Origin of the sequence: Apilactobacillus xinyiensis, from assembly GCF_019656235.1 — a bacterium.
GTDB classification, from domain to species: domain Bacteria; phylum Bacillota; class Bacilli; order Lactobacillales; family Lactobacillaceae; genus Apilactobacillus; species Apilactobacillus xinyiensis.
The window spans coordinates 1-22,493 of record NZ_BPLL01000021.1 but is presented as its reverse complement, the minus strand read 5'-3'; the positions used below and the strand labels follow the sequence as shown (position 1 = coordinate 22,493).

The window sequence follows — 22,493 nt, the reverse complement described above, 5'->3', positions numbered from 1 at the left end:
GGATATATCCGTGTTTTAATGGCTCGTAGAGTCATCTAATTTCACTTCCTTTGCACGTTGGTCATCAATATATTTAGCTACTGCTCGTTGGTTTGTCGTTCCTATACTTTCAACATAGTAACTGGGAGACCACAAATGACGATTGGCTTTTTTCCAATAACTGTTTTGTAACTCAGGGCATTCGTGGAATAACCGCCATGCGCTAATTCCTTTAAGCCACCTTACAATATTAGTTACAGATAGCTTTGGGGGTGCGCTGATCAATAAGTGAATATAGTCATCTTTACCAATTTCCATATGGTCAATACTAAAACCGTATTTTAAAGCAACTTCAAGTAATGTTTTCTTTAATACAACCTCAACATTTCCTTTTAGAACGCGGTTGCGGTATTTAGTTCCCCATATGATGTGATAATTTAAGTTAAAGACAGATGTTCTACCATATGTAATTATTTTAGTATCTTTCATACAATTATTATAACACTATTTTATCTAACCATGTGTGTTTAGTGCAAAATAATAGGCGATTCATCACGTCCTTAAAAGAACGTGTTTCCTCGCCAAAATATCAAAAAAGCTACACTTATAAAAAGTGTAGCTAGTTGATGCCCCTGCCAAGGATCTATATTATAACATTTCCATATAAAATAGGCTTACAAATTTTTATGAAATAAAATTCATAAGCCTAATTATCAATAAGGAAGATTATACTAAGTATCCATTTGGAAGAGCTTTCGATTTGTTTTCGCCTCATTTATTTAGTCATAATTAATGGTAGTTAAGTCTATACTAACTAGATTAACAATATGAAAAGTAATTTGTTTTTGGCGGTAAAAACATGGATAATTATATTAATATTTATCGCTTGGTAAATTACTTCTCCCCATATCAATAAGTACCTTTATCGTAACAATTTAATGATCTTTTTTCAACCGGTTCCAAAATAATATAATTAATTTTTAAGGAGGTTATCATATTGAAAAAGACTTTTAATTTGAATAATTATAATATTATAACAATTGGCGATTCTATCACTAAAGGTTATGACGGATATACAGTACTAGAACAAAATTATCCTAAATGGTTAGCCTATTATTTACAAACTAAAGTTACCAATACTGGTGAAAACGGTGCCACCATCACTGGACCTCAAGAAATCGATATGACTAGCAAAGTAGCTAATATTAATTGGGAAAATTACCAATTGGTCTTGTGTTTTTATGGAACTAACGACTATGGACATCGCAAGACTGCCCTTGAAGATGTTAGTCTCACCCTCGCTAATAATTTAAATCGCATTCGACAAGCTAATCCCAATCTGCAAATTTACGGAATTTTACCTACGCCAAGATATGATAACTATAAGAATGCCGATGATGTTTTAGGGATGGGTGGTTATACATTTAGTGATTTGATAGACGCTTTAAAGTTAACTTATCAAGTTTTAAATATTCCCACTTTAGACTGGCGCGAATGGAATCCAATGATGATTACAGATGATAATTATCAAAATAAATTAAACGATAGTCATCTCCATCCAACCGCTAAAACCTATCAAGAAATCGCGATTAATATCGCTAATTACCTATATAATACGATAAAATAATGAATATTGTTGATATAAGATTGTATTAATAGATGAAATCTGCTATATTTATAACTTATGCGTCTTTTAAATCACTAGGAGGTTTCCATTATTCTTGATTCTGTCGATAAAAAACTCATCGAAAAAAATCAACTTGGTTCAATCATCAATATTGAAAAGATATCCCCCAGCAACGTGCACCGTAAAGTTAAAAACTATCAATTAAACTTAAGTAAAACTATTTTAATAATTGATATAAAAGGTAAGTATCAAAAGTACAATAGTATTATTATTGAATATCCCTATGGATTTATAATGACTGAAGCTACTACCAATACTTTATTAAAGCCCTTTTGGAACCATAGGCAATTAACTAATCAAGAAAATAATAAAAGATTAGCTAGTTTTTTAGGATTTCACAATAATCCACCCTTCTTATATAATCGATTCTTGTTACTACCCCTACAAAAAGTAAATCGAAATAGTAACAATCGTTCATGGATTGTATATAATCCTAACTGTAAAATTATGCCTGACGTCAATGATGAATATATCAATGTTCAAATCAATAGCTCGATTAGTATCAGATTAAAAAGCAAAGTTGATTACATATTGCGACAAAAATCTCGAGCTTTTAAAATGAAGTGTACAATTGAACATTTTATACAACAAATTTTATTTTATTGGGGCAATGAATATAACGAATATTTAGAATACTCGCGTTTTAAAAACGAACTAATTGAGAAAGCATCAATTATAGACTTTATTAACTACTCAACTAGCGTTTCTATCAAAAATAAATTAAGTGAGTATGAATAAAATAAAGCTTTGCGAAATAATTCGCAAAGCTTTTTATTTTACCCCACACGACTAGTACCATTTTTATAATTCAAAATAAAACCCGGTTCTTCATTTTTAATGTAAATATTAAAGTGAACATCATTATTACCAATCGATTGAGCCATAATTTGTACCCCAGAAGCTAATAAATTATCCCCTTTAAAATGTGGAATTACTGCATAGCGTACATAATGGTGCTTGTTCATGCGTAGATAAGCAGAAACTTGATTTTCATAACTACTCATACCCGGATCATTTAAAGCTCGCGTCCCGGTAATTAAGTTACGCAAATTATTGTTTTGACCAGTAAACTGGTAACCAATTAAATGGCTACGATTGTATAACCAGTCACCATTAGCACGTTTATTATGCCAAGCAGTAGGATCAACATATAATGGTTCGCGTTTGACTTTGGGCATTAAAGATTTGTTTAACATTGCATTTGCTGCCGTTGCTCGATTTAAGTGATCTAAGTGGCCATATTTAGCCCAAGCACCATGTTTTAAAGTTAAATCAGTTTTTTTAAAATTAGGATGATTATGATTAATTAACGTAATCTGGTGATTATCCAGCAACTTTTTGTTGCCGGTTGCATGAATACGTTTAATACGCTTAACTTTCATTTTACGGACTACTACGCGATGTTTATGTTTAGCTGTATGCTGTTCAGTCGCCGATAGCGTTAAGCCACGCGCCTTAGCTTTTGATAATGGTTCACGATATACCTTCTTAGCATGGGATAAACCTCGATCATGCGCATTATAAAAATAGTGTTTTCCAGTTTGCGTAGTGTATACATAGGTTTCAGCTTGTACTAATGGATTTGATGCCCCAATCCCTATTAAAACGGTAAAAATAGCCAATATGTATTTAATTTTTTTCATCAATCTAACCTCTTATTCGTAATAATATAAATATATTTATACATATTTATAAAAATAATTATATTACAAATTAATAAAAAAATAATCGGTTTAAATTAAATTGTTTCCTATTTTATATATATAAAAAGCCCACATAAAAGTATTCATCTATATAAAACATTAACTAACAATTAGTTAGTATTAAAATCATTACAAAAGAATTACAAAAAATCTTTATCAGCATTTGACATACATATATATTAATAATAATATATAAAAGTTAAATTTTATATAAATAATAGTACGAATAGTTGAAAAAAAGTTTAAAGAATGAAACTAAAAAATAGGAGATAATAAATGAAAATTAGTAAAAACAAATTAGTAAAATACTCAATCACATCAGCTCTAGCATTAACTTTAGCAACTGGATACTTAAACAATCCAAACGCTAAGGCAAATGACGACAAATCTAACACAGTTCAAAATCAAGATGCTACAACATCATTAAAACAAAATAATACAGCGAATACAAAAAAGGAACAAATGATCTCAGAAGCAGATGGAAAAGCAAAAACAGATTCGATAGCACAAGGATCAGTAGATGAAAAAGCGGGAGTTGATTCAGTAGCACAAGGATCAGCAGAGGGAAAAGCGGGAATTGGTTCAGTAGCACAAGAATCAGTAGATGAAAAAGCGGGAGTTGATTCAGTAGCACAAGGATCAGTAGATGAAAAAGCGGGAGTTGGTTCAGTAGCACAAGGATCAGTAGATGAAAAAGCGGGAGTTGGTTCAGTAGCACAAGGATCAGTAGATGAAAAAGCGGGAGTTGGTTCAGTAGCACAAGGGCCAGCAATTGGACCTAAGAATTTAAAAATCACTTGCAAATTAAAAAATAGCCAAAAAAATGTAGACGTACAACAAAAACCCACAATTCATGAACAAGATGATAACGTTAATAAGGACTATGATCAAATTCCATATATATATGAAGATAGTAAAGTTTATTTTATAAAAAAAGGTCAAAAAGTTGATATAGAAGATAATAGTACTCATTTAATAAGAAAACTCGATGATAAAATCGATTTTGATTATGGACTACGTCTAAACAAAGGTGATTTATCGGATGATAATAATACATACCTATACATTACAAACGCCTTGAAAGTTAATTCAGAAAAAGGCGTTGAAAATTATGATTTAAAATGGACATTTTCCAGTGTTGATAGTGGAGTGGAAGAAAAAAATGGCGATCCTATGGCTACAATAGGATTAGGAAATAGTGAAGGACATGCACCATTTCTTCAAATTAAAGATTGGTCCCAAAGAGACTCTACTCATAATCACTTTATTCATACTAATATGAAATTTTATAAACATGATGAAGAACTAGACAACTCTGAACAAGATAATCATCAAACTGAAGATATAATTAAAAAACACGTAGATGATAATAATCAATTAGTTAAACCTAATATCTATTTGCAATATTATAGGGTACATGATGATATGAAATTTAGATTTCCATCAGAGCAAATAAATAAAGTGATTGATAACAGTTCAACTGAAGTATCATCATCAAACGATTCAACAACAATATCGCAATTAAATGGTGCAAAGTCTGATGCTGTTTTCTTGGTAGAACTTAAAAACTCAAATAATGGCATAAATATGGATGTTTCAGTATCTCAAAATAGTTCTACTACCGGACAACAAGCAATAACTGCAACTAAAATAGCAATTGTAAAAGTTTATCATGGAGATAAACTAGTTTCATTGGAAACAATGTCCAATTATAAAGGTGCCGAAGACAAAATAAAAAAGGACAAAATAGAACAAGATACTAACAGTGATAAATGGGTTTTATTAAAAGTTGATAATAATTCGTTAACCAAAGATAGCCCATCAGATGTGTCCGTAGAGTATAAGAGTGAAGTCAATGAAATTAACTTTTATTATGTCCTTGCTGAGAATGTATCAAAAGATTTTATTCGTACAGTAAGATACTTAGACATGAAAGGGAACAACATCAAAAATAGCTATAATGAAATTAATAATATTAAATACATTAAAGCATTCAATAAAAATGGTGAAATTCAATATTTTAATGAATATGGAGACCCAATTGCCGAAGAACCTAAATATGAGTTCTCTAGTTTTAATATAGAACCTAGTAAAATAGAAGGATACACATTCCACAATAAAGATGAAACTAAAGATGAAAATAACAACACTTTAATTAATCTTTATTATGATAAAGATGATAATACAACTAGCGAAAAATCAGAAGGTAAAGAAAAAAAAGAAACTTCTTCATCTGAAAAAACACCAAGTGGTAATAATGAACAACCATCAGCACCTGCTGAAGATGATGCTAAAATTAAAGACAGCCAAAACAATCAATCACAAGGCACAATCGATATAAACAAAAAGGATAACAATAATAGTGAAAGCAACACAAATAGTAATGCTGCTCCATCAAATCATCGTAAAGAACGCAATCAAGATGATGAAAAATTAGCATTTAACAACAAAAAATCAGCTTCCAACAAAATTACAATCAATGGACACAAAGGTAACAAATCAAATTCCAATAATTTTATTAAACGTAACAACAAAAATGCTAATAAAAAAGCGAAAATTAACAAATCAGCTAAATCAAACTCTGTAAGCAGTAAAGATACTCCGATAACTATCAATCACCAAAACAAGCCTGCTAGCGTTGTTAACAACGTCAACAATGACAATGTTAATAAATTACCACAAACTGGTGAAAAATCTGGAATTGCTTATACCCTATCCGGTTTAGCAATGTTAATGGTATCAATCTTCACATTCGTATTTCGTCGCAACAAAAATAAGTAAATAAAAAAGACATCGTTTTTGGAACTGCAACCATTATTTTGAACAAATAAATAAAAGCAGCTTTCTAATTGCTTATTGGGTAACTAATTTTCTGTATTCTACCGGTGATTGGTTGCCCAATTTTGTTAGAATTCGTTTATTATTCCAAAATTTGATATAATCATCTATACACTTGATTGTAGATTCTAAACCTTTAGGTTTAGTCTTAGTGTATATCATTTCAGCTTTTAGGTTGGCATGGAATGATTCAATAAGGGCGTTATCAGCTGGTGTTCCTTTACGGGACATGCTTCTGATGACGCCTTTTTTGCGTGCCAACTCATAAAATTCACGTGAAGTATAAGTAGAACCTTGATCACTATGTAAAATAGCGCCATTTAAAGAACCCAGTTGATCAAGTGTAGATATTGCTAACTGAGTATCTTGATGATTTGAAATTTGATGAGCGATAATTTCTGAATTAAAACTATCCATGATTGTAGATAAATACAACATTTTATTTCCACAAGGGATATAGGTAATATCAGTAGTTAACTTACGCTTAGGTAGTTTAACGTTCCAGTCACGATTGATTAAATTGCCAAACTGTTTAAACGGATTACCTGGTCGATGTGTTTTCTTTCTCTTAACACGACAACCCCATCCATATTTAGCCATAATCCTTTGAACCTTACTAATACTGCATTTAAAGTGTCTATTTATTAAGGCATGTATTTTACGATAACCGTATAAAAACTTAGTTTTTATATATATATTTTGAATTTCTTGTTCAATTTGATTTAAGTTAAATTTTTCAGGATGTCGTTTGTGATAGTAATAAGTACTTCTAGATATACTTAAATACTTACAAATTCTGGTCAACGGTATTTGGTTTATAAAATGATCAATTAAATTGATTGTTGATTGGTTTACCACAACCCTTCCTTGATGAAATATTTTTTTACAACTGCTAATTCTTCCTTCATTTGTTGAACTTCAATGTCTTTTCTTACATCATTGGGCAGTTCTAAATTCCCTTTATTGTATTTATACTGCTTACCAGGTTGTTGGTTTAAGCGATAATATTCGTTATTTCTTACATGTTTACGCCATGTGTAAATTAAGCCATCGCTTTTTAGACCTAGTAACCTACAAATCGTTTTCCCAGGAACACCTTCATTTAGAAGCCGAACGGCTTCCAGTTTAATCTCATATGAATATCTATTATTAGTCATATAAAAAACACCTCCGAATTATATTATTTTATCAATTTAAAATAATAAATTTTCGAAAGTGCTTTTATTTATCTGTTCAATATTATAACTGCAGTTCCTTTAACGATGTCTTTTTTATTAATTTTTATTTAGCTAAATAATCTTGGTTCCCAGCATTAGTATTTTGTTGAGAAGTAGGGTTTGTAGTAGCTACCTTAGTACGGTTATAGTAAATGTTTAATGTATCACCGTAGTTAGCTTTAGCATTAGCTTGATTAGTCATAGCTGAATTATAAGTGTATTCATAATAGTAATATGTCTTACCATTATCATCGGTAACAGTTTTACCATCAAACTTATTCAATGGTGCACCAGTATTAAACAATTGTTTTTCAATATCACTCATAGTAATAGGTGTTCCTTGCTTACCAGATAAACTACTAATTTGGTTAGCAGTCAAGTTAGGAATTGAAGTAACATCATTTCCAGTAAGTGGAGTTTGACCAGTAATACCATCACCTAAAACATTTAATTTCAGTTGAGATGCATTATATTTAGTAACGTAAACTAATCCATTTCCACCAGCCTTAACGTTGTCAACATTACCTAAACTAGAAACTTTATAACCAGTTGGAATAAATTTGTTAGCTAAGTCAGTAGTAAATTGAATTGTATTTCCGTTACTCATTTGACCTAGAGCAGTCAATGGAACTGTCTTAGTATCAACAGTGCTACCAGTTGCTTGATCGACATAACGAATCGTGTAACCTAAATCAGCAGTCATAGATCCGCTTAGATTACCACTATATACCCAACCGGTTAATGATGGCATATTATTATCAACCACATGGTAGTATAAAGCTCCTGAACGAACAGTTGTAGCATTGTCGATGCGGAAAGTGTCAGTATTACTATAACCAGAAGCTGATTCTAGACCGACTTTAGCGCTATCTTTTTGGGTTCTCCATGGAGTAGTCCATAAAGCACCTTTTAAATAATATCCATCAGTTTGGCTTGGTAAAGCGGCAGGGGTCATTGTTTCGTAATAATTTACCCCACCAGTAATCTGACTTAAATCATTAGAAAAATCAGTACGTCCAGCATAAATCCAACCACGATATTGTTTATTCATAGATGTTACACGAGCATACAAGGTACCATTACTATTTTTAGCCATGGCATCTACATAAAATGTATTACCCATATTTTTAGAGTTTCCTAATTGACCCATCTTAGCTTTGCTAACAACTAAACGAGCTCCTTTACGAGAACTAGGCTTAGTGTATAAACCAGCAGTTCCAGTTGCATTAACATTAGCCTTAGCAGCATCGAATTCTAAGTCGTTATATTCAAAAGTTGGGTATACTTTTTCTTTCTTAGGTGCTACCTTTTTAGGTTCAGTCTTTTTAGCAACTTTTTTCTTTGGTGCAACCTTTTTAGCAGTTTGTTTTTCAGCTACTTGTTTCTTAGAAGTAGCCTTTTTATTATTAGATATTTTGGCAGTATCATTTTTACCGTTAGTTTTTTCAGCAGCATTAGCATTTGCAGTTCCAGCAACGGATGCAAAAGTTAATGCAGCCAAACCAACATATAATGATTTTTTCAATTTAGCTTGCATATTATATGCCCCCTGTTATTTATTGTTTAAATTATAACATGAATATAAATAAAAATAAGGAGCTAGGCCCCTTATTTAAACAATTTTATAATTAATAATTATTAGTAACTGACTTGTTAGTAGTAGTATAAACATTTATGTTTCCGTAGTTGTATGCTACACTCACACCGTCATTTACCTTGTTGAAATTATAACCATATTTCAACGAAATTACGTTTTTGTTAATTTCTGCATTAATAAAGTTATATAAATTGTCAGAACTAAGATAACGATAACTGTTATCATTGTTCAAAGTGTTTAAATTAAAGTAATCATTAAAATCATTATTTAATCTAGCATTATCATTAACGATCAAACCACTATTATTATCATAAATATTTAAATTAATAATGTTATTAGGAACTAAATTAACTGTAGCTTGACCACCCTTTGTTAAGTTCTTCGAATCGTCATTAGTTGTAAATGGTCTGGCTGCATCAATATGATAACCAGCTGGTACTAAATTAGTAATATTAGAATTATACATATTCAAATTAGCCGGTGTATTATCTGAAGCCCCTAACTGTTGAAATGATAAAACTTTGGAAAATCTAATTGTATTACCATAGTCTGTACTAAAGTTCAAAGTATATCCCGTAGCAGCAGATACGCTATCAGCATTCAAAGCAGTATAATATACCCAGCCTTGAATTGATGGGTTGTTAGCATCATATACATGATAGTACAACCAACCTGATCGATTATATGCTGCTTGATCAATCGTAAACGTGTCATTATTACTGTAGTTAGTATTAGATAAGTTTACCATTTTAGCATCTATATTCGTATGATATGGAGCAGTCCATAAACGTGAATTCTTTAATTTATAACCAGTTTTAACCTCAGGAAGCGTTGTATTTGTTAAAGTGTTGACTGATTTAACACCGCCACCTATGTTATTAATATTCATTGAGAAATCTTGTTTACCGGCATAAATCCAGCCACGATAACGTTTATCCATAGTAACTACTTTAGCATAGTAAGAGCCTCGATTAGTTTTAGCCATTTGATACACAAAGAATGTATTTTTATCACTATTAGAAATGGTTAAATCTGATAAGTCATCACGACTAGCTACTAACTTAGCACCCTTTAAAGTTCCAGGTTTAGTATATATAGCGTTATTAGCATTAACTAAAACATTAGAATTTCCGCGATCAGTATACATACCAGAATAAGTAGCAGATACATTGGTATTTTTGTTATCCGCTCTAGCTAATACATTTGCACTAATAATTGAAAAAGATAATGCTGACAACCCTAAATATAATGATTTTTTCAATGTTTTTGACATATTAAAATCTCCTTAATTAATACTGTTCACTTTAATTTTATCACTAATTAAGTGATTACTTGCAAATAAACACTTTATCATTTAAATTAAAATGAATGTAAAAAAAAACAAGCCAAAAGGCTTGTTTTTTCTAAGCATTTTAGTACTTGTCAGTACCGTTAGCTTGGTGAGAGTTAGCAGGACCAGCAACTGGAACAGCGTAGTAGTAAGCAGTTACGCTACCGTTACTCATGTTAACATCTTTCATTTCTTTTTCAGTTTCAGGAGCAACAAAGTATACATAATGAATTTGTTGTCCGTATCCACCTTGAGCTAACTTAGTGTAGTCACTGTTAGTACCATAGTAACCAAATGGATTGTTCTTTTCGCTTGATAAACCAGCAAAGTCTTTCAAGTTATTACCAACTTTAACATCATCACCAGTTTGTGACAAGTATTGGTCAACTGTTAATCCAGTTTTAACTGCAGGTTTAAAGACATTTGCACTAGCTGCTTTACCAACATCACTGTAGTCGTTATTGTAAAATTCAGCAATAACCTTATTATTGCTACTGTCAAGAACTAGAGCTTTAACCTTGTTGTTATCATTAACACCATTAACTTTAACAAAGTTCAAACCTGCAAATGATTGGGTAGCTTTACCATCAACAAATTGCTTAGCACTAGTGTCAGTAATTTTTTCAGCTTTATCAGATAATCTACTACCATATTTAGCTGAGAAACCTTGATTGCTAACACTATTGTTACCATTTGATGCTTTCTTAATACCTTGTAGGTTAGATACAGTAGAATCATTTGAAACAATAGCTTTTACAGAGTAACCACCATTATCCAAATCACTTACTTTTGAAGCATTGTTTTTTGCTGTATCATCCTTAGATAGTACAACATAAACTGGTTTTCCATCACTGGCAGAACCACCACTGAATTTAACTAGATACATGTTAGTAAATTGACTAGCACTCATTGGGTCAGCTGCTGATACGGCTTTATAATTGCCATTACCATCAACATAGTAACTTTCATCATCCATGTTATTGTATGTTACTTTATCTGCTTTCTTAAATGATGCTGCTCCTGTAAATGAGTGGCTTAAAGCATCTTGATAAGCTGCTGCTGCTGCTGCATCACTGTTGTAAACAGTCTTTTGTGCAGAAGCATCCAAGTAAGTACTTGCATCTCTACCCATTAGATAAGCAAGAGTATTGTTTTGACCAATATTAGCTGGTGTAGCTGATTTTGAATCAAATAATTTACCTAATTTAGTCCATTGCTTGTCACTAGGTTTACCGTTAAATAAATTAGCGTCATCAGTACTTAAGAATGGTTTGTAGTATTGACCTTCAGTTAATGAAGTTGAAGTTCCTGCAATAACATTTGAGTTAAGAACTCTTGGACTAAATTTAGAGTTAACATCAGAAGTCTTGTTAACATCTAGCCATACAGTATCACCAGGTTTAACGTTAGCTAACTTAGATAAGTTAACACTCTTAGCATTGAAACCATTATCAGTTTGATCTGCAACAGTGTAGCCAGCAGCACGTAATTGTGTTTCTAACCAATTGTATGTCTTAGTTTGGTTACCGTTGTAGTTAGCTAAAGCATCTTTGCTAGTTAAAGCATTAGCTAAAGCATCTTGATCATAGTAAGCTGAATTGTTAGTTCTTAGACTCATATCGTATGCATGGAATACTGATGACTTAACAGTTGAACCATTGTATACGAAGTTAACTTTAATGTCTTTAGCAGCATTGAAGTTATCAGTTGGTTTAGCATCGCTAGTAGCGCCTGCCCATACCCAACCAGCGTAGTTAGCGTTAGTCTTGTTAGTTACGTGGTAGTAAGTCCAGCCTTCACGGTTTAACTTAACAGCCTTGTCAACTACATATTGGTCATTTGCAATCGCAGCGTTGTTGTTAGCAACCTTTGAAGTCTTGAATGCTGAGTACTTAGGAGCGTCCCAAAGAGTGTTTGAAACGTTGTTCTTTAAGTAAACAACATTGTTCTTAGGTGTGTCAGTTGAAGTAGTTGTTGAGTCAACTTTCTTAGCTGAACCAGCGTATACCCAACCACGGTATTTGTGATCGAATGAAACTACTTTGTAGTAGTGAACACCTTTTGAAGTCTTAGCTTCACCGTAAGCCATGAAGTAACCCTTTGATGAGTTAGCAACAGATTTTACATCAGATTTTGATGCAACTACACGAGCACCTTTAACAGTACCTGGCTTAGTGTAGATAGCGTTGTTACCGTTTAATGAGTAAACAACTGATTGATCAAGATTGTAACTTGAAGTATAAGTTACAGGTTTTGCTTTTTTAACAGTCTTAACTGTTTTCTTTGAGTTATGTTTCTTAGCAGCGTTTGCGTTAGTTGCGCCAGCTACTGAAGCAAAACTCAATGCAGCTAAACCTAAGTATAAAGATTTCTTTAAACTTTTTTGCATTATATATTTCCTCCAATACATTAGTATGTAATTTATCAAGCAAAAGAATTATAACATGAATACAGATATAATTCAAAGTTATAAGTCTGTATATATTACTATTTTTTACTTAATCAATCACAACGACAACATACAGTATAGACATATAATAACATTTTAGCAACCATAATAATCAGATTGTAATCTTTTTGCAAAAAAATGTTATTTAAATAACTATAACGTAATACATCCATACATTAGGTAACAATATAATTCAATCCCGTAAAAAAGTCAAAAAATAAATGATTTTTTATAAAATTCCTAATTTTTATCGTAAAATAGCCAATAAACAATTCATTTTAGGAGGAATAAACATGATTTCTTTTGCATATCAAGCATTTGTTCAAGTTGTTAAAGCCGGAAGTTTTTATCAAGCTGCACAATTATTGCGTGTAACCCCTTCTGCTATTTCACATTCCATTAATCAATTAGAAAAGCAATTAGGTTTTTCCATCTTAGTACGCAATCGTGCTGGTGTTCGTTTAACCGAAAATGGTCAAGCGGTTCTACCCATGATACAGAAAATTTTAACTGATGAACAATTATTAAAGCAAAAAGCCGCTACAATTGCTGGTGTTACCCAAGGAGTTGTTCGTATTGGTGCTTTTAGTAGTGTTTGCATCAATTGGCTACCACCTATTTTACAAAAATTTCAGAAAGAATATCCCAAAATTAAAATTAAGGTAACCCAAGATGCTTTCAATAATATTACTAATGATGTTAAAAATGGCAGTGTGGATTTAGGTTTCACTTGTGATCCTAAGAATGAAGCCATTATTAAGGTCCCTTTAATCAAAGATATGTTCTATTGTATTACGCCGATTGATTTCATCCCCCAAAATGGACACAGCATTACTCAAGCCGATATTAATGATAAGAACTTTATCTTACAGCACTCGGATTACTCCGGTGATACCAAGGCGGTATTAGACCACTATGACGTTACGGTACAATCTTTACAGTTTAGTATCGATGATCAATCCATTATCGCAATGGTGGAAGCTGGCTTAGGGATTGGCATTTTACCGAAGTTGGCCTTGATTAAAACGACTGGTGAAGTCCATGCCTATCCGTTTGATAAGGAATTCTATCGTGATATTTATCTGATTATTAATTCTTTAGAAACGAAAGCGCCGGCTAACGCTAAAATGGTTTCTACGATTAAACAGTTCATTGAAGCTACGTATCCAGAAAAAATATGTAAATAAACAGCGGCTGCCAGAAATGGCAACCGCTGTTTTAGTTAATTAGGCTAGCTATTGTTACATGTTACTTGTTACGTGTATCAAAGATAGTTTCGGTATTGGTATCGACATATTTAGCTGCTACTGGTACTTTGTAAAGGTTAATCCCACCGTGTTGGAACATGTTCAAAGCAGCAATGCGATTCATCGCTCCTTGAACTTCATTTAATCCCAAGGCTTCATTAGCGTAGTTAAGTTTTAAGGTTTTAATTTTACGGTCTTCAGTTTGGAATGTAAGTTCTAAATGCTTCATATTATGTTGCCCCCATAATTTAAGTTAATCGTTTAGTTTAGTTTTATTTTTTAAGCCATGTGTTGTGTTTTGTCGTCTACCACTGCACTCAAGTAATTTGTATCAGATAAGACAGATAAGATTGAACCAAATTCAGCAACTTGTTTTTCAGTCACATCTTCCACTAGGTTCGCAAAAGAACGTTTGGCTTCCTTTCCATCTTCTTTGTTAACCATTGTGTATACGACGTTTGTTTTTAACCAAGTTTTCTTCATTTGTGTAAGCTCCCGTTTTTTAATTAGATTTGATAAGTGTCGGCCAACCCTTACATCTACTAGTAACGAAATGAACTACCAATGTGTAACCCCTAAATTCAATTTTATTTTTTGATAGAGTTTTTTAAGTCGTTTATGCATTGATTGACGTGATATATTTTCTTGTTCAGCCAATTTGGTTACCGACATCCCTAATTCATACTTATTATATAGGTAGGATAATTCTTTTTTTGTGCAAATTGTTGATAATTTTTGCAGAAATAGCTTGCGTTCTATCAACGCGTTCGAATCATCGCTAGCTGGCAAATAGGCAATTTCAGTATCATCATTTTCTTGACGGATATCCACTAAACTATCCTTACGTAGATAATCTAGCAAATGCCAATAGACACCTTGATAGATGAAACCTAAACGCTGTTTATCAGTCTTGTCTACTGGACATTGCTCATATTTTTGAACGAACGCTAGGACGCCTTCTTGTAATAGATCATCATAGCGTTGATTGAAATGGCGGATATTTAAACGTTTTAGTACTCCATGAATTAGAACTTGGTGGTCGCCTAGCATTAAATAGTTGAAACCGGCTGCATATTTATGATTATCATTCATCTTGAATCATCCTTATCGGTTATAATCCAAGGGCCCTTGGTCGCTTAATAACTTACCAAGCTATTGGCAAAATGAATATGGCGTAAATAAGTGGCGTTTTACCGCATTTAAAATTGAAATCAGTTACCAAGTGGCCTATGATTTAGATAATTAGATAGGAGTGATAATATTGATTCAATGGCATTTAAAAACTTATGATGAATTAACCAAAGCCGACTTGTGGGCCATCTTATCTGCACGAATTAGTACTTTCGTGGTGGAACAAGAGCGTCCATATCAAGAGGCGGACCATTTAGATCACGTAGCCTTACATCTATGGGCAGAAGATGATGGTGAACTTTTAGCATATGCGCGTATGTATAAAGAAAATGATTATATTTCATTTGGACGTGTACTAACTGCTAGTCAAGCACGTGGTAAGGGCTTGGGGAAAGCGTTGGTTGAACATATTTTGAAAAATATCCAATTGCACTACGATAATCCAATCGTGATCATCAATGCGCAAGCAGATAAAGAATTATTTTACGAAAAATTTGGTTTTAAAGCTGATGGGGATGTCTTTACTCACCATCACACTCCCCACATTAAAATGACTTTAGACTTAAATAAAAAATAAGGAACGCTCAATTGAGCATTCCTTATTTTTTTAATATATTAGTTCATTGGATCTTGAGTTTGCAATAATTCGGGTTTCCATAACATTAACATGTAACCACGACCACTACTATCAAAACCTAATCCTTCAAATTCACGACCAGTGTTAAAAGTAGTGTAGTGAACATCGTCATTTACTAAAACACCACTACCTAATTTATCAACAGGTACGGAAACAATGGCATCATTAGAAACAACGTATAAACGATTATTAGCTGCATTATAGCTTAAACATTGGTTAGCAGCACCTTTCCACCAATTTAGCATTTGGCCAACTGGTTTAAAGTTGATGTTGTTAGTATCTAAACGTCCTTTAAAAATAACATAGTTAGCACCACGTTTACGACCAATGTAAGCATTACCGTCATTATCGAAAGTTAAAGTATGCAGTTGCATTGAAGTTCCACCTTGTTGTAGACGGAAATGATATTGACGAATTGGTTCCAATGTGTTTGGATCTAACTCAGTTACGTTATTATTTTGACCAGGTGTTAAGTCATTTAATGACTCATCTTGTGCTAGGTACAGATGTTGAGTCTTTGGATTCCAGCTTAAAGTTTGACCATGGCCTACATTGATTAGTGGACTAATTTGAACTGCTTTTTGAATAGCTGATAAATTGTTCAAAAATGGATATTTTTGTTTAGCCGCATCAATCGTATCTTCATTGTCTTGATATTGTTGCTTAGGCGTAGCTAGTTGTTGATTAAGTGAGCTAATCAATTTTTTAGTATTCTTAATTTGTGTCTTATAACCATTAACTGTTTTTTTCTTGTCTTTAGCTTTTAATTTTTTGTTTTTGTTAGTCTTTTTAATTAAAGCATTTAAATTATTAACACTCGTGTTTTGTGCACTAATTTGAGTTTGAATATTATTGATGGTAGTTTGAAGACCATTTTGTGAATCCATCGCCTTCTTAACATCACCTAATGCCATTAACATCTGCATATTGTTACTAGAGTTATTGTATGGATTAGTAAAGTCATAAGCTTGAAGCAATAAACTTGCTCCACCTTCTTTAAACAATCCCAAATCTTCTAAGTCACTTAATTTAAAACGTATAATGTCACCCTCGTTGGTTCCAGTTCCCATAGACTCAACTAAGTAGATACTATCATTAGCAACGACTACACTTTGGTAATTACCATGTTCTTTAGGTGAAACATTAAAACCAGTAGGTAAATATAAAGTGGTATTAAAAGCATTTTTTTCACCACTATCATCCGCTGTGGGATAATTATGCAATGGTGTGTTACCCAACATATTTACCTTTACACGTGTAAATTTTTTTTGATGCTGCAAGTTAGGCATTGGGTTAGTCATCTTAGTTAGTCTATCCGGATCATCATAACCAGTTAAAACATTACCACGATAAACTTGTTCTACCTTTGGATTTTGTAATGAGTCATGAATAAAAATGCTATCAGCATGTGCCACATGTCCGCCGGTCACACCGAATAACACAGTAGTTAATGCAGTTGCAATCCCTACTTTGATACTGTTTTTCATAAAATTTCCTCCACAAGTAAAATTACTTACAACTACTATTTAAACGGTTTAGCGTGTATATATCAACCCTTGTAATCAAAATAAAATATTGTCTTAAGCAAATCTAAGACTTTTTTTAAGCTATAATTAAGTGCGCTAGATTAAAATGTTCATAATGTAAGCTGGAAAGGAAGTTGAAAGCTATGTTAATTGATGATATCAAAATCGTTGAACCAGTGATTTCTGGACAATTAAAAAATTGCGGTAATCACATTTTTATCGTAATTGATGAAAACAAACAAACTTTTAAATTAAATATCGATAAAAAATATCGAAATGATAAATTATTTTGGTCATCATTATATTCGATTGCTAAAGAAAAATTGTGGGTTCCCATTACTAAATCAACTCATAAATTAATTAATGACGACTGGTTAGTGGGCGTCATTGCATAAAAAAAGCGTTACTCGATTGAGTAATGATGTGAACCCCAAAAGTTGGACAACTTTTACTAGGATATTAATCCCAAATATTGATTTGGAGATTGATATCCTAGTTTTTCTTTTATTCTATTATTATTGTAATCCTTAATCCAACATTTCATGGCCTGGATTAAAGATTCTTTTGTATCATAATGTACATTCATCATTTCACTTTTCATAATATGAAAAAATGATTCCATTTGTGCATTGTCTAAACATGTCCCTTTACGGGACATAGATTGAATCACATTATATGCTTTAATTGTATTTACCCATTCATGACTTTGATACTGAACACCTTGATCACTATGAACGATAGTTTTAATTTGATTATTCTTAACGATATCAAGCGCATGTTTCAAGGCTTTCAAAGTAAATGATACGCTTGGAGGTGAACTAATGCTGTAAGCAATGATTTTATCAGAGTATAGGTCCATTACTGGAGATAAATAAACCTTTTGGTTTATTGAATGATTGCCATATCTAAACTCACTAACATCAGTAGTTAGTTTTTGTCCAAAATAATCAGCTTTAAAATCACCATGTAGAATGTTAGGTGCTATATGTCCGACTTGTCCTTTATAAGAACTATATTTGCGTTTCTTTTTACTAAATAACTTACATTGTAAACCATATTTATGCATGATTCTTTGAACACATTTATGATTTACTATTTTGCCTTTGCTTCGCAGACAAGCTGTAATTCTAAGGTATCCGTAGGTTTTATGTTCACTCACTACTTTTTTCACTTCGGATTCTATAAGTTGTTTATCTAAAGATAGCGTAGCTTTCTTATGATAATAATAACTGCTTCTTGGAATTTTTAGAATGCGTAGAATACTAGATAATCCGATTTTATGAAAACTTTGATTAATAATTTCTATAGATTTATATTGATCATACTTATTGATTAATTGATTATATTTGAGCTGAATGGATAAGCTTAAATTCTCTTTCTCTAAAACTTTAATTTGCTTAATATTACTTTTTGTGAGATTCTTTTTAAGTGGATGTTTGATTGTCATGTGATTAAGTGTCCCATTTTCTAGTCTTCGTTCCCATACAAATATGGATGATGGCGAAGATATATTAAAATGAAGTGCTGTTTCTGGGTATGAGCTTTTGTGGAGCCTCATCCAGTGCAGCACTTTTAATTTATACATATAAGAATATGCATGTTTACTATGCTTATTAATTAAACCATTAATTCCATATTTTTGATACATTCGTACCCAAAGCAGTACAGTTGCACTACCGTCAATATTGTACTTGCGGTTCAACAAAGTTGAACTCGTCCCTGATAAATATTCTAATACTATTTTTACTTTTAATTTACTACTAAATTTAACCAAAAAATAACCCCCAAAAGTTGAACAATTTATTGTCCAACTTTTGGGGGTCACTTCATAACGCTTTTTTATATTAAACTTAGTCAGCTGACATAAAGATGCCCTTAGTTAAGTCAGATGTTTTAACCCAACCATAACCCTTAACGTGTGAGTATAAAACAGTTTTAGCTTTTTTGTAAGCTTTCTTATTATTTAGTAAAGTTTCTACCTTGCCCACTTTAATGTTAACTTGTTGATCAACATATAATGTTTTACGTAGTGAAGGCATCTTCTTAGTAGCAGTTAATTCTACAATTGGTTGATCTGCCATGAACATAGCCTTGTAAACCATTGGTTTGTTGTCTTTAGTATGGTAAGCTTTTTTGATTTTATCAGATGCTTTAGATAGAACAAATTGTTGTGATTTTAAGTTAGCTTTCTTTTCGGTTTTTACAGCTGATTTGTTATTTTGGGCAGCATTAACTGATAATGGTGCTATGGCTAGTGGTAATACCATTGATGCAGTTAAAACGACTTTAGTTAATTTAGTAAATTTCATAATTATTCTCCCCTTATGTAACATCAAATTAATAATATTGTAATATTTATGTAACATTCTACAATGATACTATTTGAATTACAATTTCTAAAACTCATCTTTAAAAAAATTTATCAATTAAAAAAGCTCACCCTAAGGGATGAGCTTTAAAACAATTTGTTTAAGTTAAATCATTTTATTTTAAATACGATTCTTGGAGGTTTTATTTTAATTAGGTTTATTTTTATTAGTTCAGCAATTTTCTTTTAAGGGGGAGTTTGTATCTTGAGTTAGTTAACTATCCTTGGTTCCACCATGCTTTTGTTAATTTATTAATGTGTAACGGACTGATTTCATAATTCATTACTACCAACTCCTTTGTTTTTTTGTTACTCTTGGTTGAGTACATGTTATATATTATAGAAACTGGCTTAAAGCGAACTTAAAAATAATTAAAGATGCAATTAAATGATTTTAGTTTTTATTAAGTCCATCATTATTATATAATGTTATGGTATTAATATTGATTATCGGATGTAAAGGAGTCGCAATTGACATATAAGAAAAATTATAAAACCAATCAACCATATATTCCCGTTCAGGTTGAAGTTGGTCAAAAGTTAAAACTAACGATTACTCGTATGGGGATTAATGGTGAAGGAATTGCTTTTTACGAAAAAAAATTAGTTTTTATTCCGGGAGCCTTCCCAGGTGAAAAAGTTACCGTAAAAGTCACTAAGGTGAACTTTAACTTTTTAAAGGCTGAATTAATTAACCTACGCTCAACTTCACCTGATCGTGTCGAACCACGTGATAGCTATGCTAATGAAGTCGGTGGTTTTGGACTGGAATGTTTATCATACCCAGCACAATTAAAATTCAAGCAAGATTTAATCCGTCAAGCTTTGAAAAAATTCAAACCGGCTGGTTGGCAAAACTATCAAGTACGTTCAACCATGGGAATGGACAATCCATACGAATATCGAAATAAAGCTCAATTTCAAATTCGTGAAAAAGATGGCAAGGTTATGGCCGGATTATATAAGGAAGGTTCACACGATTTAGTTGACCTACCCACTTGTTCGGTTCAATACCCTGCTACTATGACAGTCATGCGTAAAATTGTTGAATTAATTCAAGAATTAGGTATTCCTGTTTTTGATGAAAGTAACGCTTCTGGTATTATTAAAACCGTAGCCGTGCGAGCTGCATTGAATACCGATGATGTTCAAGTTGTATTCATTACTAACACGCCGAAATTTGTCAAAAAAGGTTTAATGTTGAAAAAAATTAGTGAAGAATTACCACAAGTAACTTCCGTAATGCAAAACATTAACCCCGGTGAAACTTCATTAGTTTGGGGTGACAAGACTGTTCATCTAGCTGGCAAAACCACCATCACCGAAAAAATTAAGGGACTTAGTTTTGAATTATCAGCACGTGCGTTCTTACAACTTAATTCAATTATGACACCTCAACTATATGAAGTGGCCATTTCAGCTCTCGAATTAACTGGTAATGAAAAAATCGTTGATGCTTATTCTGGAGTCGGAACAATTGGATTACCATTGGCTAAACATGCTAGTGAAATTCGTGGAATGGATACGATTGAAGAAGCTGTAAAAGATGCTAATAATAACGCGCGTATTAATAAGATTCACAATGCTTATTATGAAGTTGGTAAGGCAGAAGATTTACTACCGGAATGGTTAGCTGATGGATTTAAACCGGATGCTATTATCGTGGATCCACCTCGTACTGGTTTAGCAGCACCTTTAATTAAAGCCATTTTAAAGAGTGCTCCAGAAAAATTTGTATATGTATCATGTAATCCATCAACCTTGGCCGCTGACTTAGTTGAATTAACGCGCAAATATAACGTGGACTTTATTCAACCAATTGACATGATGCCACAAACTGCGCGTTGTGAAGCAGTGGTTAAATTTACCAAAAAATAAATTAAAGAAAGCAGGGATATAATGCAAAATCCATTTGGAAAAGGGATGCTTCCCCTACCCCCTAATTTCATTACGATGAAGAATCCAAAAACTGGTACAGTTAGATTAGGTAAAATTGGTTTTTCAATTTCATCACTTATTTTCCATTATTTACCAGCTATCTTAAGATCAGACTACTATAATTTAGCATGTATGTGTGGAGTTGATATGATTGCATACATGGCAATTGTCATGATTCAAAATTCAATGGGAATTGCTAATAATACTGCGATGACAGTAACTTATGTTTTAACTAGTATTTTATGGGGAACCATTTATAATTTAATGTACGTTCGTCACTTACACAAATTGGGTTACGTTCCCGGTGATAAATATTCAGCAGCTAAATTATATAAACACCGCTATCTAAAACGTAAATAATATAGATAAAAGACCAAATATTTAAATATTTGGTCTTTTTTTATTGTCTATCAATTACAAATATATAATTAAAATCATAATTATATGTCAATATTAAAAATTTTTTTATAACATAAATATAAAAAAACACTATAAAATCAAAGTTATATATATTATTATATCAACAAAAATTATCTAATTATCGAAAAAACAAACCATTGCACATTATAGTTTTATTGTATATAATTTTTAAAGTTATTTAAATTTCTTAAACAAAACTTAAAATTTCAAGGGAGAAAAAATGAATAAAAAATTATTACTTACACTATCAGTTAGTTTTCTAGCTTTAGGAGCAGGAAAATTAAATTGCAATGCTCAATCAAAAAACAATATAAACACAATGAGCAGTAAAAAATCAATTAAAGCATTCAAAGATTCTTATGACAATACTATTTATGTGAATGAAGATGGTACTGTTGTCAAATCAGACATTAAAGATACTAACAC

General features: G+C 32.0%; 22 protein-coding genes. 9 read left to right on the top strand and 13 right to left on the bottom strand.

What is annotated here, in order from left to right; genetic code table 11:
- Positions 1-15: 15 nt before the first annotated feature.
- Positions 16-468: an IS200/IS605 family transposase gene (gene tnpA, locus K5Q11_RS05470; protein ID WP_220728950.1), complete on the bottom strand. Its 453-nt coding sequence runs from the start codon at positions 466-468 to the stop codon at positions 16-18.
- Positions 469-976: 508 nt separating this feature from the next.
- Between tnpA and K5Q11_RS05465 the strand changes: the two genes are divergently transcribed.
- Together K5Q11_RS05465 and K5Q11_RS05460 are read left to right on the top strand one after the other, a co-directional pair.
- Complete coding sequence (locus K5Q11_RS05465) at positions 977-1,606, top strand: SGNH/GDSL hydrolase family protein (RefSeq protein ID WP_220751762.1); 630 nt, start codon at positions 977-979, stop codon at positions 1,604-1,606.
- A gap of 174 nt (positions 1,607-1,780) precedes the next feature.
- Positions 1,781-2,404 carry a hypothetical protein gene (locus K5Q11_RS05460; RefSeq protein ID WP_220751759.1) on the top strand — a complete coding sequence of 208 codons (624 nt, stop codon included), beginning with the start codon at positions 1,781-1,783 and terminating at the stop codon, positions 2,402-2,404.
- Positions 2,405-2,442: 38 nt separating this feature from the next.
- Here K5Q11_RS05460 and K5Q11_RS05455 read toward each other — a convergent pair whose 3' ends face one another.
- Positions 2,443-3,309 (bottom strand): DNA/RNA non-specific endonuclease, encoded by an 867-nt coding sequence (locus K5Q11_RS05455; protein WP_220751758.1) that lies wholly within the window; start codon positions 3,307-3,309, stop codon positions 2,443-2,445.
- 336 nt (positions 3,310-3,645) lie between these two features.
- Between K5Q11_RS05455 and K5Q11_RS05450 the strand changes: the two genes are divergently transcribed.
- The gene (locus tag K5Q11_RS05450; RefSeq protein ID WP_220751756.1) at positions 3,646-6,150 is read left to right on the top strand and encodes an LPXTG cell wall anchor domain-containing protein; all 2,505 of its coding nucleotides are present in this window, start codon (positions 3,646-3,648) and stop codon (positions 6,148-6,150) included.
- 72 nt (positions 6,151-6,222) lie between these two features.
- Here the strand turns inward: K5Q11_RS05450 and K5Q11_RS05445 are convergent, their stop codons facing one another.
- The 5 genes from K5Q11_RS05445 to K5Q11_RS05425 all read right to left on the bottom strand — a co-directional run bounded on the left by K5Q11_RS05445 (position 6,223) and on the right by K5Q11_RS05425 (position 12,740).
- A complete protein-coding gene (locus K5Q11_RS05445) occupies positions 6,223-7,065 on the bottom strand; it encodes an IS3 family transposase (protein ID WP_220751754.1) in 843 nt (280 codons plus the stop codon).
- Positions 7,059-7,364 carry a transposase gene (locus tag K5Q11_RS05440; protein WP_220751752.1) on the bottom strand — a complete coding sequence of 102 codons (306 nt, stop codon included), beginning with the start codon at positions 7,362-7,364 and terminating at the stop codon, positions 7,059-7,061. Before K5Q11_RS05440 ends, K5Q11_RS05445 begins: the two co-directional genes overlap by 7 nt.
- 124 nt (positions 7,365-7,488) lie before the next feature.
- Positions 7,489-8,961 carry a hypothetical protein gene (locus tag K5Q11_RS05435; RefSeq protein WP_220751750.1) on the bottom strand — a complete coding sequence of 491 codons (1,473 nt, stop codon included), beginning with the start codon at positions 8,959-8,961 and terminating at the stop codon, positions 7,489-7,491.
- A 91-nt stretch (positions 8,962-9,052) separates the two neighbouring features.
- On the bottom strand, positions 9,053-10,294 hold the full coding sequence (locus K5Q11_RS05430; RefSeq protein ID WP_220751748.1) for a hypothetical protein: 1,242 nt from the start codon (positions 10,292-10,294) through the stop codon (positions 9,053-9,055).
- Positions 10,295-10,433: 139 nt separating this feature from the next.
- Positions 10,434-12,740, bottom strand: coding sequence for a hypothetical protein (locus tag K5Q11_RS05425; RefSeq protein ID WP_220751746.1), 2,307 nt, complete (start codon positions 12,738-12,740; stop codon positions 10,434-10,436).
- A gap of 353 nt (positions 12,741-13,093) precedes the next feature.
- On the opposite strand from K5Q11_RS05425, the gene K5Q11_RS05420 reads away from it, so the two are divergent.
- A complete protein-coding gene (locus K5Q11_RS05420; protein WP_220751744.1) occupies positions 13,094-13,987 on the top strand; it encodes a LysR family transcriptional regulator in 894 nt (297 codons plus the stop codon).
- A gap of 61 nt (positions 13,988-14,048) precedes the next feature.
- Here K5Q11_RS05420 and K5Q11_RS05415 read toward each other — a convergent pair whose 3' ends face one another.
- The 3 genes from K5Q11_RS05415 to K5Q11_RS05405 form a co-directional block, all read right to left on the bottom strand.
- Entirely contained in the window at positions 14,049-14,276 is a 228-nt protein-coding gene (locus tag K5Q11_RS05415; RefSeq protein WP_220751742.1) for a DUF2922 domain-containing protein, read from the bottom strand.
- Positions 14,277-14,326: 50 nt separating this feature from the next.
- Positions 14,327-14,530, bottom strand: coding sequence for a DUF1659 domain-containing protein (locus tag K5Q11_RS05410; protein ID WP_220751740.1), 204 nt, complete (start codon positions 14,528-14,530; stop codon positions 14,327-14,329).
- 75 nt (positions 14,531-14,605) lie between these two features.
- Positions 14,606-15,139, bottom strand: a complete 534-nt coding sequence (locus K5Q11_RS05405) for a sigma-70 family RNA polymerase sigma factor (RefSeq protein WP_220751738.1) — start codon at positions 15,137-15,139, stop codon at positions 14,606-14,608.
- A 169-nt stretch (positions 15,140-15,308) separates the two neighbouring features.
- Here K5Q11_RS05405 and K5Q11_RS05400 point away from each other — a divergent pair, with 169 nt between their 5' ends.
- Positions 15,309-15,755, top strand: coding sequence for a GNAT family N-acetyltransferase (locus K5Q11_RS05400; protein ID WP_220751736.1), 447 nt, complete (start codon positions 15,309-15,311; stop codon positions 15,753-15,755).
- A 38-nt stretch (positions 15,756-15,793) separates the two neighbouring features.
- Here K5Q11_RS05400 and K5Q11_RS05395 read toward each other — a convergent pair whose 3' ends face one another.
- On the bottom strand, positions 15,794-17,302 hold the full coding sequence (locus K5Q11_RS05395) for a hypothetical protein (RefSeq protein ID WP_220751734.1): 1,509 nt from the start codon (positions 17,300-17,302) through the stop codon (positions 15,794-15,796).
- Between the two features lie 182 nt (positions 17,303-17,484).
- Between K5Q11_RS05395 and K5Q11_RS05390 the strand changes: the two genes are divergently transcribed.
- Positions 17,485-17,736, top strand: a complete 252-nt coding sequence (locus K5Q11_RS05390; RefSeq protein WP_220751731.1) for a hypothetical protein — start codon at positions 17,485-17,487, stop codon at positions 17,734-17,736.
- 56 nt (positions 17,737-17,792) lie between these two features.
- On the opposite strand, the gene K5Q11_RS05385 is transcribed toward K5Q11_RS05390, so the two are convergent.
- On the bottom strand, positions 17,793-19,115 hold the full coding sequence (locus tag K5Q11_RS05385) for an IS3 family transposase (protein ID WP_220751729.1): 1,323 nt from the start codon (positions 19,113-19,115) through the stop codon (positions 17,793-17,795).
- A 76-nt stretch (positions 19,116-19,191) separates the two neighbouring features.
- The gene (locus tag K5Q11_RS05380) at positions 19,192-19,650 is read right to left on the bottom strand and encodes a hypothetical protein (protein ID WP_220751727.1); all 459 of its coding nucleotides are present in this window, start codon (positions 19,648-19,650) and stop codon (positions 19,192-19,194) included.
- A 530-nt stretch (positions 19,651-20,180) separates the two neighbouring features.
- Here K5Q11_RS05380 and rlmD point away from each other — a divergent pair.
- The 3 genes from rlmD to K5Q11_RS05365 form a co-directional block, all read left to right on the top strand.
- A complete protein-coding gene (gene rlmD / locus K5Q11_RS05375; protein WP_220751725.1) occupies positions 20,181-21,587 on the top strand; it encodes a 23S rRNA (uracil(1939)-C(5))-methyltransferase RlmD in 1,407 nt (468 codons plus the stop codon).
- A 75-nt stretch (positions 21,588-21,662) separates the two neighbouring features.
- Entirely contained in the window at positions 21,663-22,007 is a 345-nt protein-coding gene (locus K5Q11_RS05370; RefSeq protein ID WP_220751723.1) for a hypothetical protein, read from the top strand.
- A 280-nt stretch (positions 22,008-22,287) separates the two neighbouring features.
- Positions 22,288-22,493 (top strand): hypothetical protein (locus tag K5Q11_RS05365; protein WP_220751721.1); only part of this gene is annotated, 206 nt, incomplete at its 3' end.

Bases quoted from the DNA above. Each gene is read 5' to 3' on its own strand.
- K5Q11_RS05390 (WP_220751731.1), top strand. From the start codon at position 17,485: ATGTTAATTGATGATATCAAAATCGTTGAACCAGTGATTTCTGGACAA.
- K5Q11_RS05435 (WP_220751750.1), bottom strand. From the start codon at position 8,961: ATGCAAGCTAAATTGAAAAAATCATTATATGTTGGTTTGGCTGCATTA.
- tnpA (WP_220728950.1), bottom strand. From the start codon at position 468: ATGAAAGATACTAAAATAATTACATATGGTAGAACATCTGTCTTTAAC.
- K5Q11_RS05410 (WP_220751740.1), bottom strand. From the start codon at position 14,530: ATGAAGAAAACTTGGTTAAAAACAAACGTCGTATACACAATGGTTAAC.
- K5Q11_RS05405 (WP_220751738.1), bottom strand. From the start codon at position 15,139: ATGAATGATAATCATAAATATGCAGCCGGTTTCAACTATTTAATGCTA.
- K5Q11_RS05430 (WP_220751748.1), bottom strand. From the start codon at position 10,294: ATGTCAAAAACATTGAAAAAATCATTATATTTAGGGTTGTCAGCATTA.
- K5Q11_RS05425 (WP_220751746.1), bottom strand. From the start codon at position 12,740: ATGCAAAAAAGTTTAAAGAAATCTTTATACTTAGGTTTAGCTGCATTG.
- K5Q11_RS05455 (WP_220751758.1), bottom strand. From the start codon at position 3,309: ATGAAAAAAATTAAATACATATTGGCTATTTTTACCGTTTTAATAGGG.
- K5Q11_RS05440 (WP_220751752.1), bottom strand. From the start codon at position 7,364: ATGACTAATAATAGATATTCATATGAGATTAAACTGGAAGCCGTTCGG.
- K5Q11_RS05420 (WP_220751744.1), top strand. From the start codon at position 13,094: ATGATTTCTTTTGCATATCAAGCATTTGTTCAAGTTGTTAAAGCCGGA.
- K5Q11_RS05370 (WP_220751723.1), top strand. From the start codon at position 21,663: ATGAAGAATCCAAAAACTGGTACAGTTAGATTAGGTAAAATTGGTTTT.
- K5Q11_RS05395 (WP_220751734.1), bottom strand. From the start codon at position 17,302: ATGAAAAACAGTATCAAAGTAGGGATTGCAACTGCATTAACTACTGTG.
- K5Q11_RS05450 (WP_220751756.1), top strand. From the start codon at position 3,646: ATGAAAATTAGTAAAAACAAATTAGTAAAATACTCAATCACATCAGCT.
- K5Q11_RS05415 (WP_220751742.1), bottom strand. From the start codon at position 14,276: ATGAAGCATTTAGAACTTACATTCCAAACTGAAGACCGTAAAATTAAA.
- K5Q11_RS05380 (WP_220751727.1), bottom strand. From the start codon at position 19,650: ATGAAATTTACTAAATTAACTAAAGTCGTTTTAACTGCATCAATGGTA.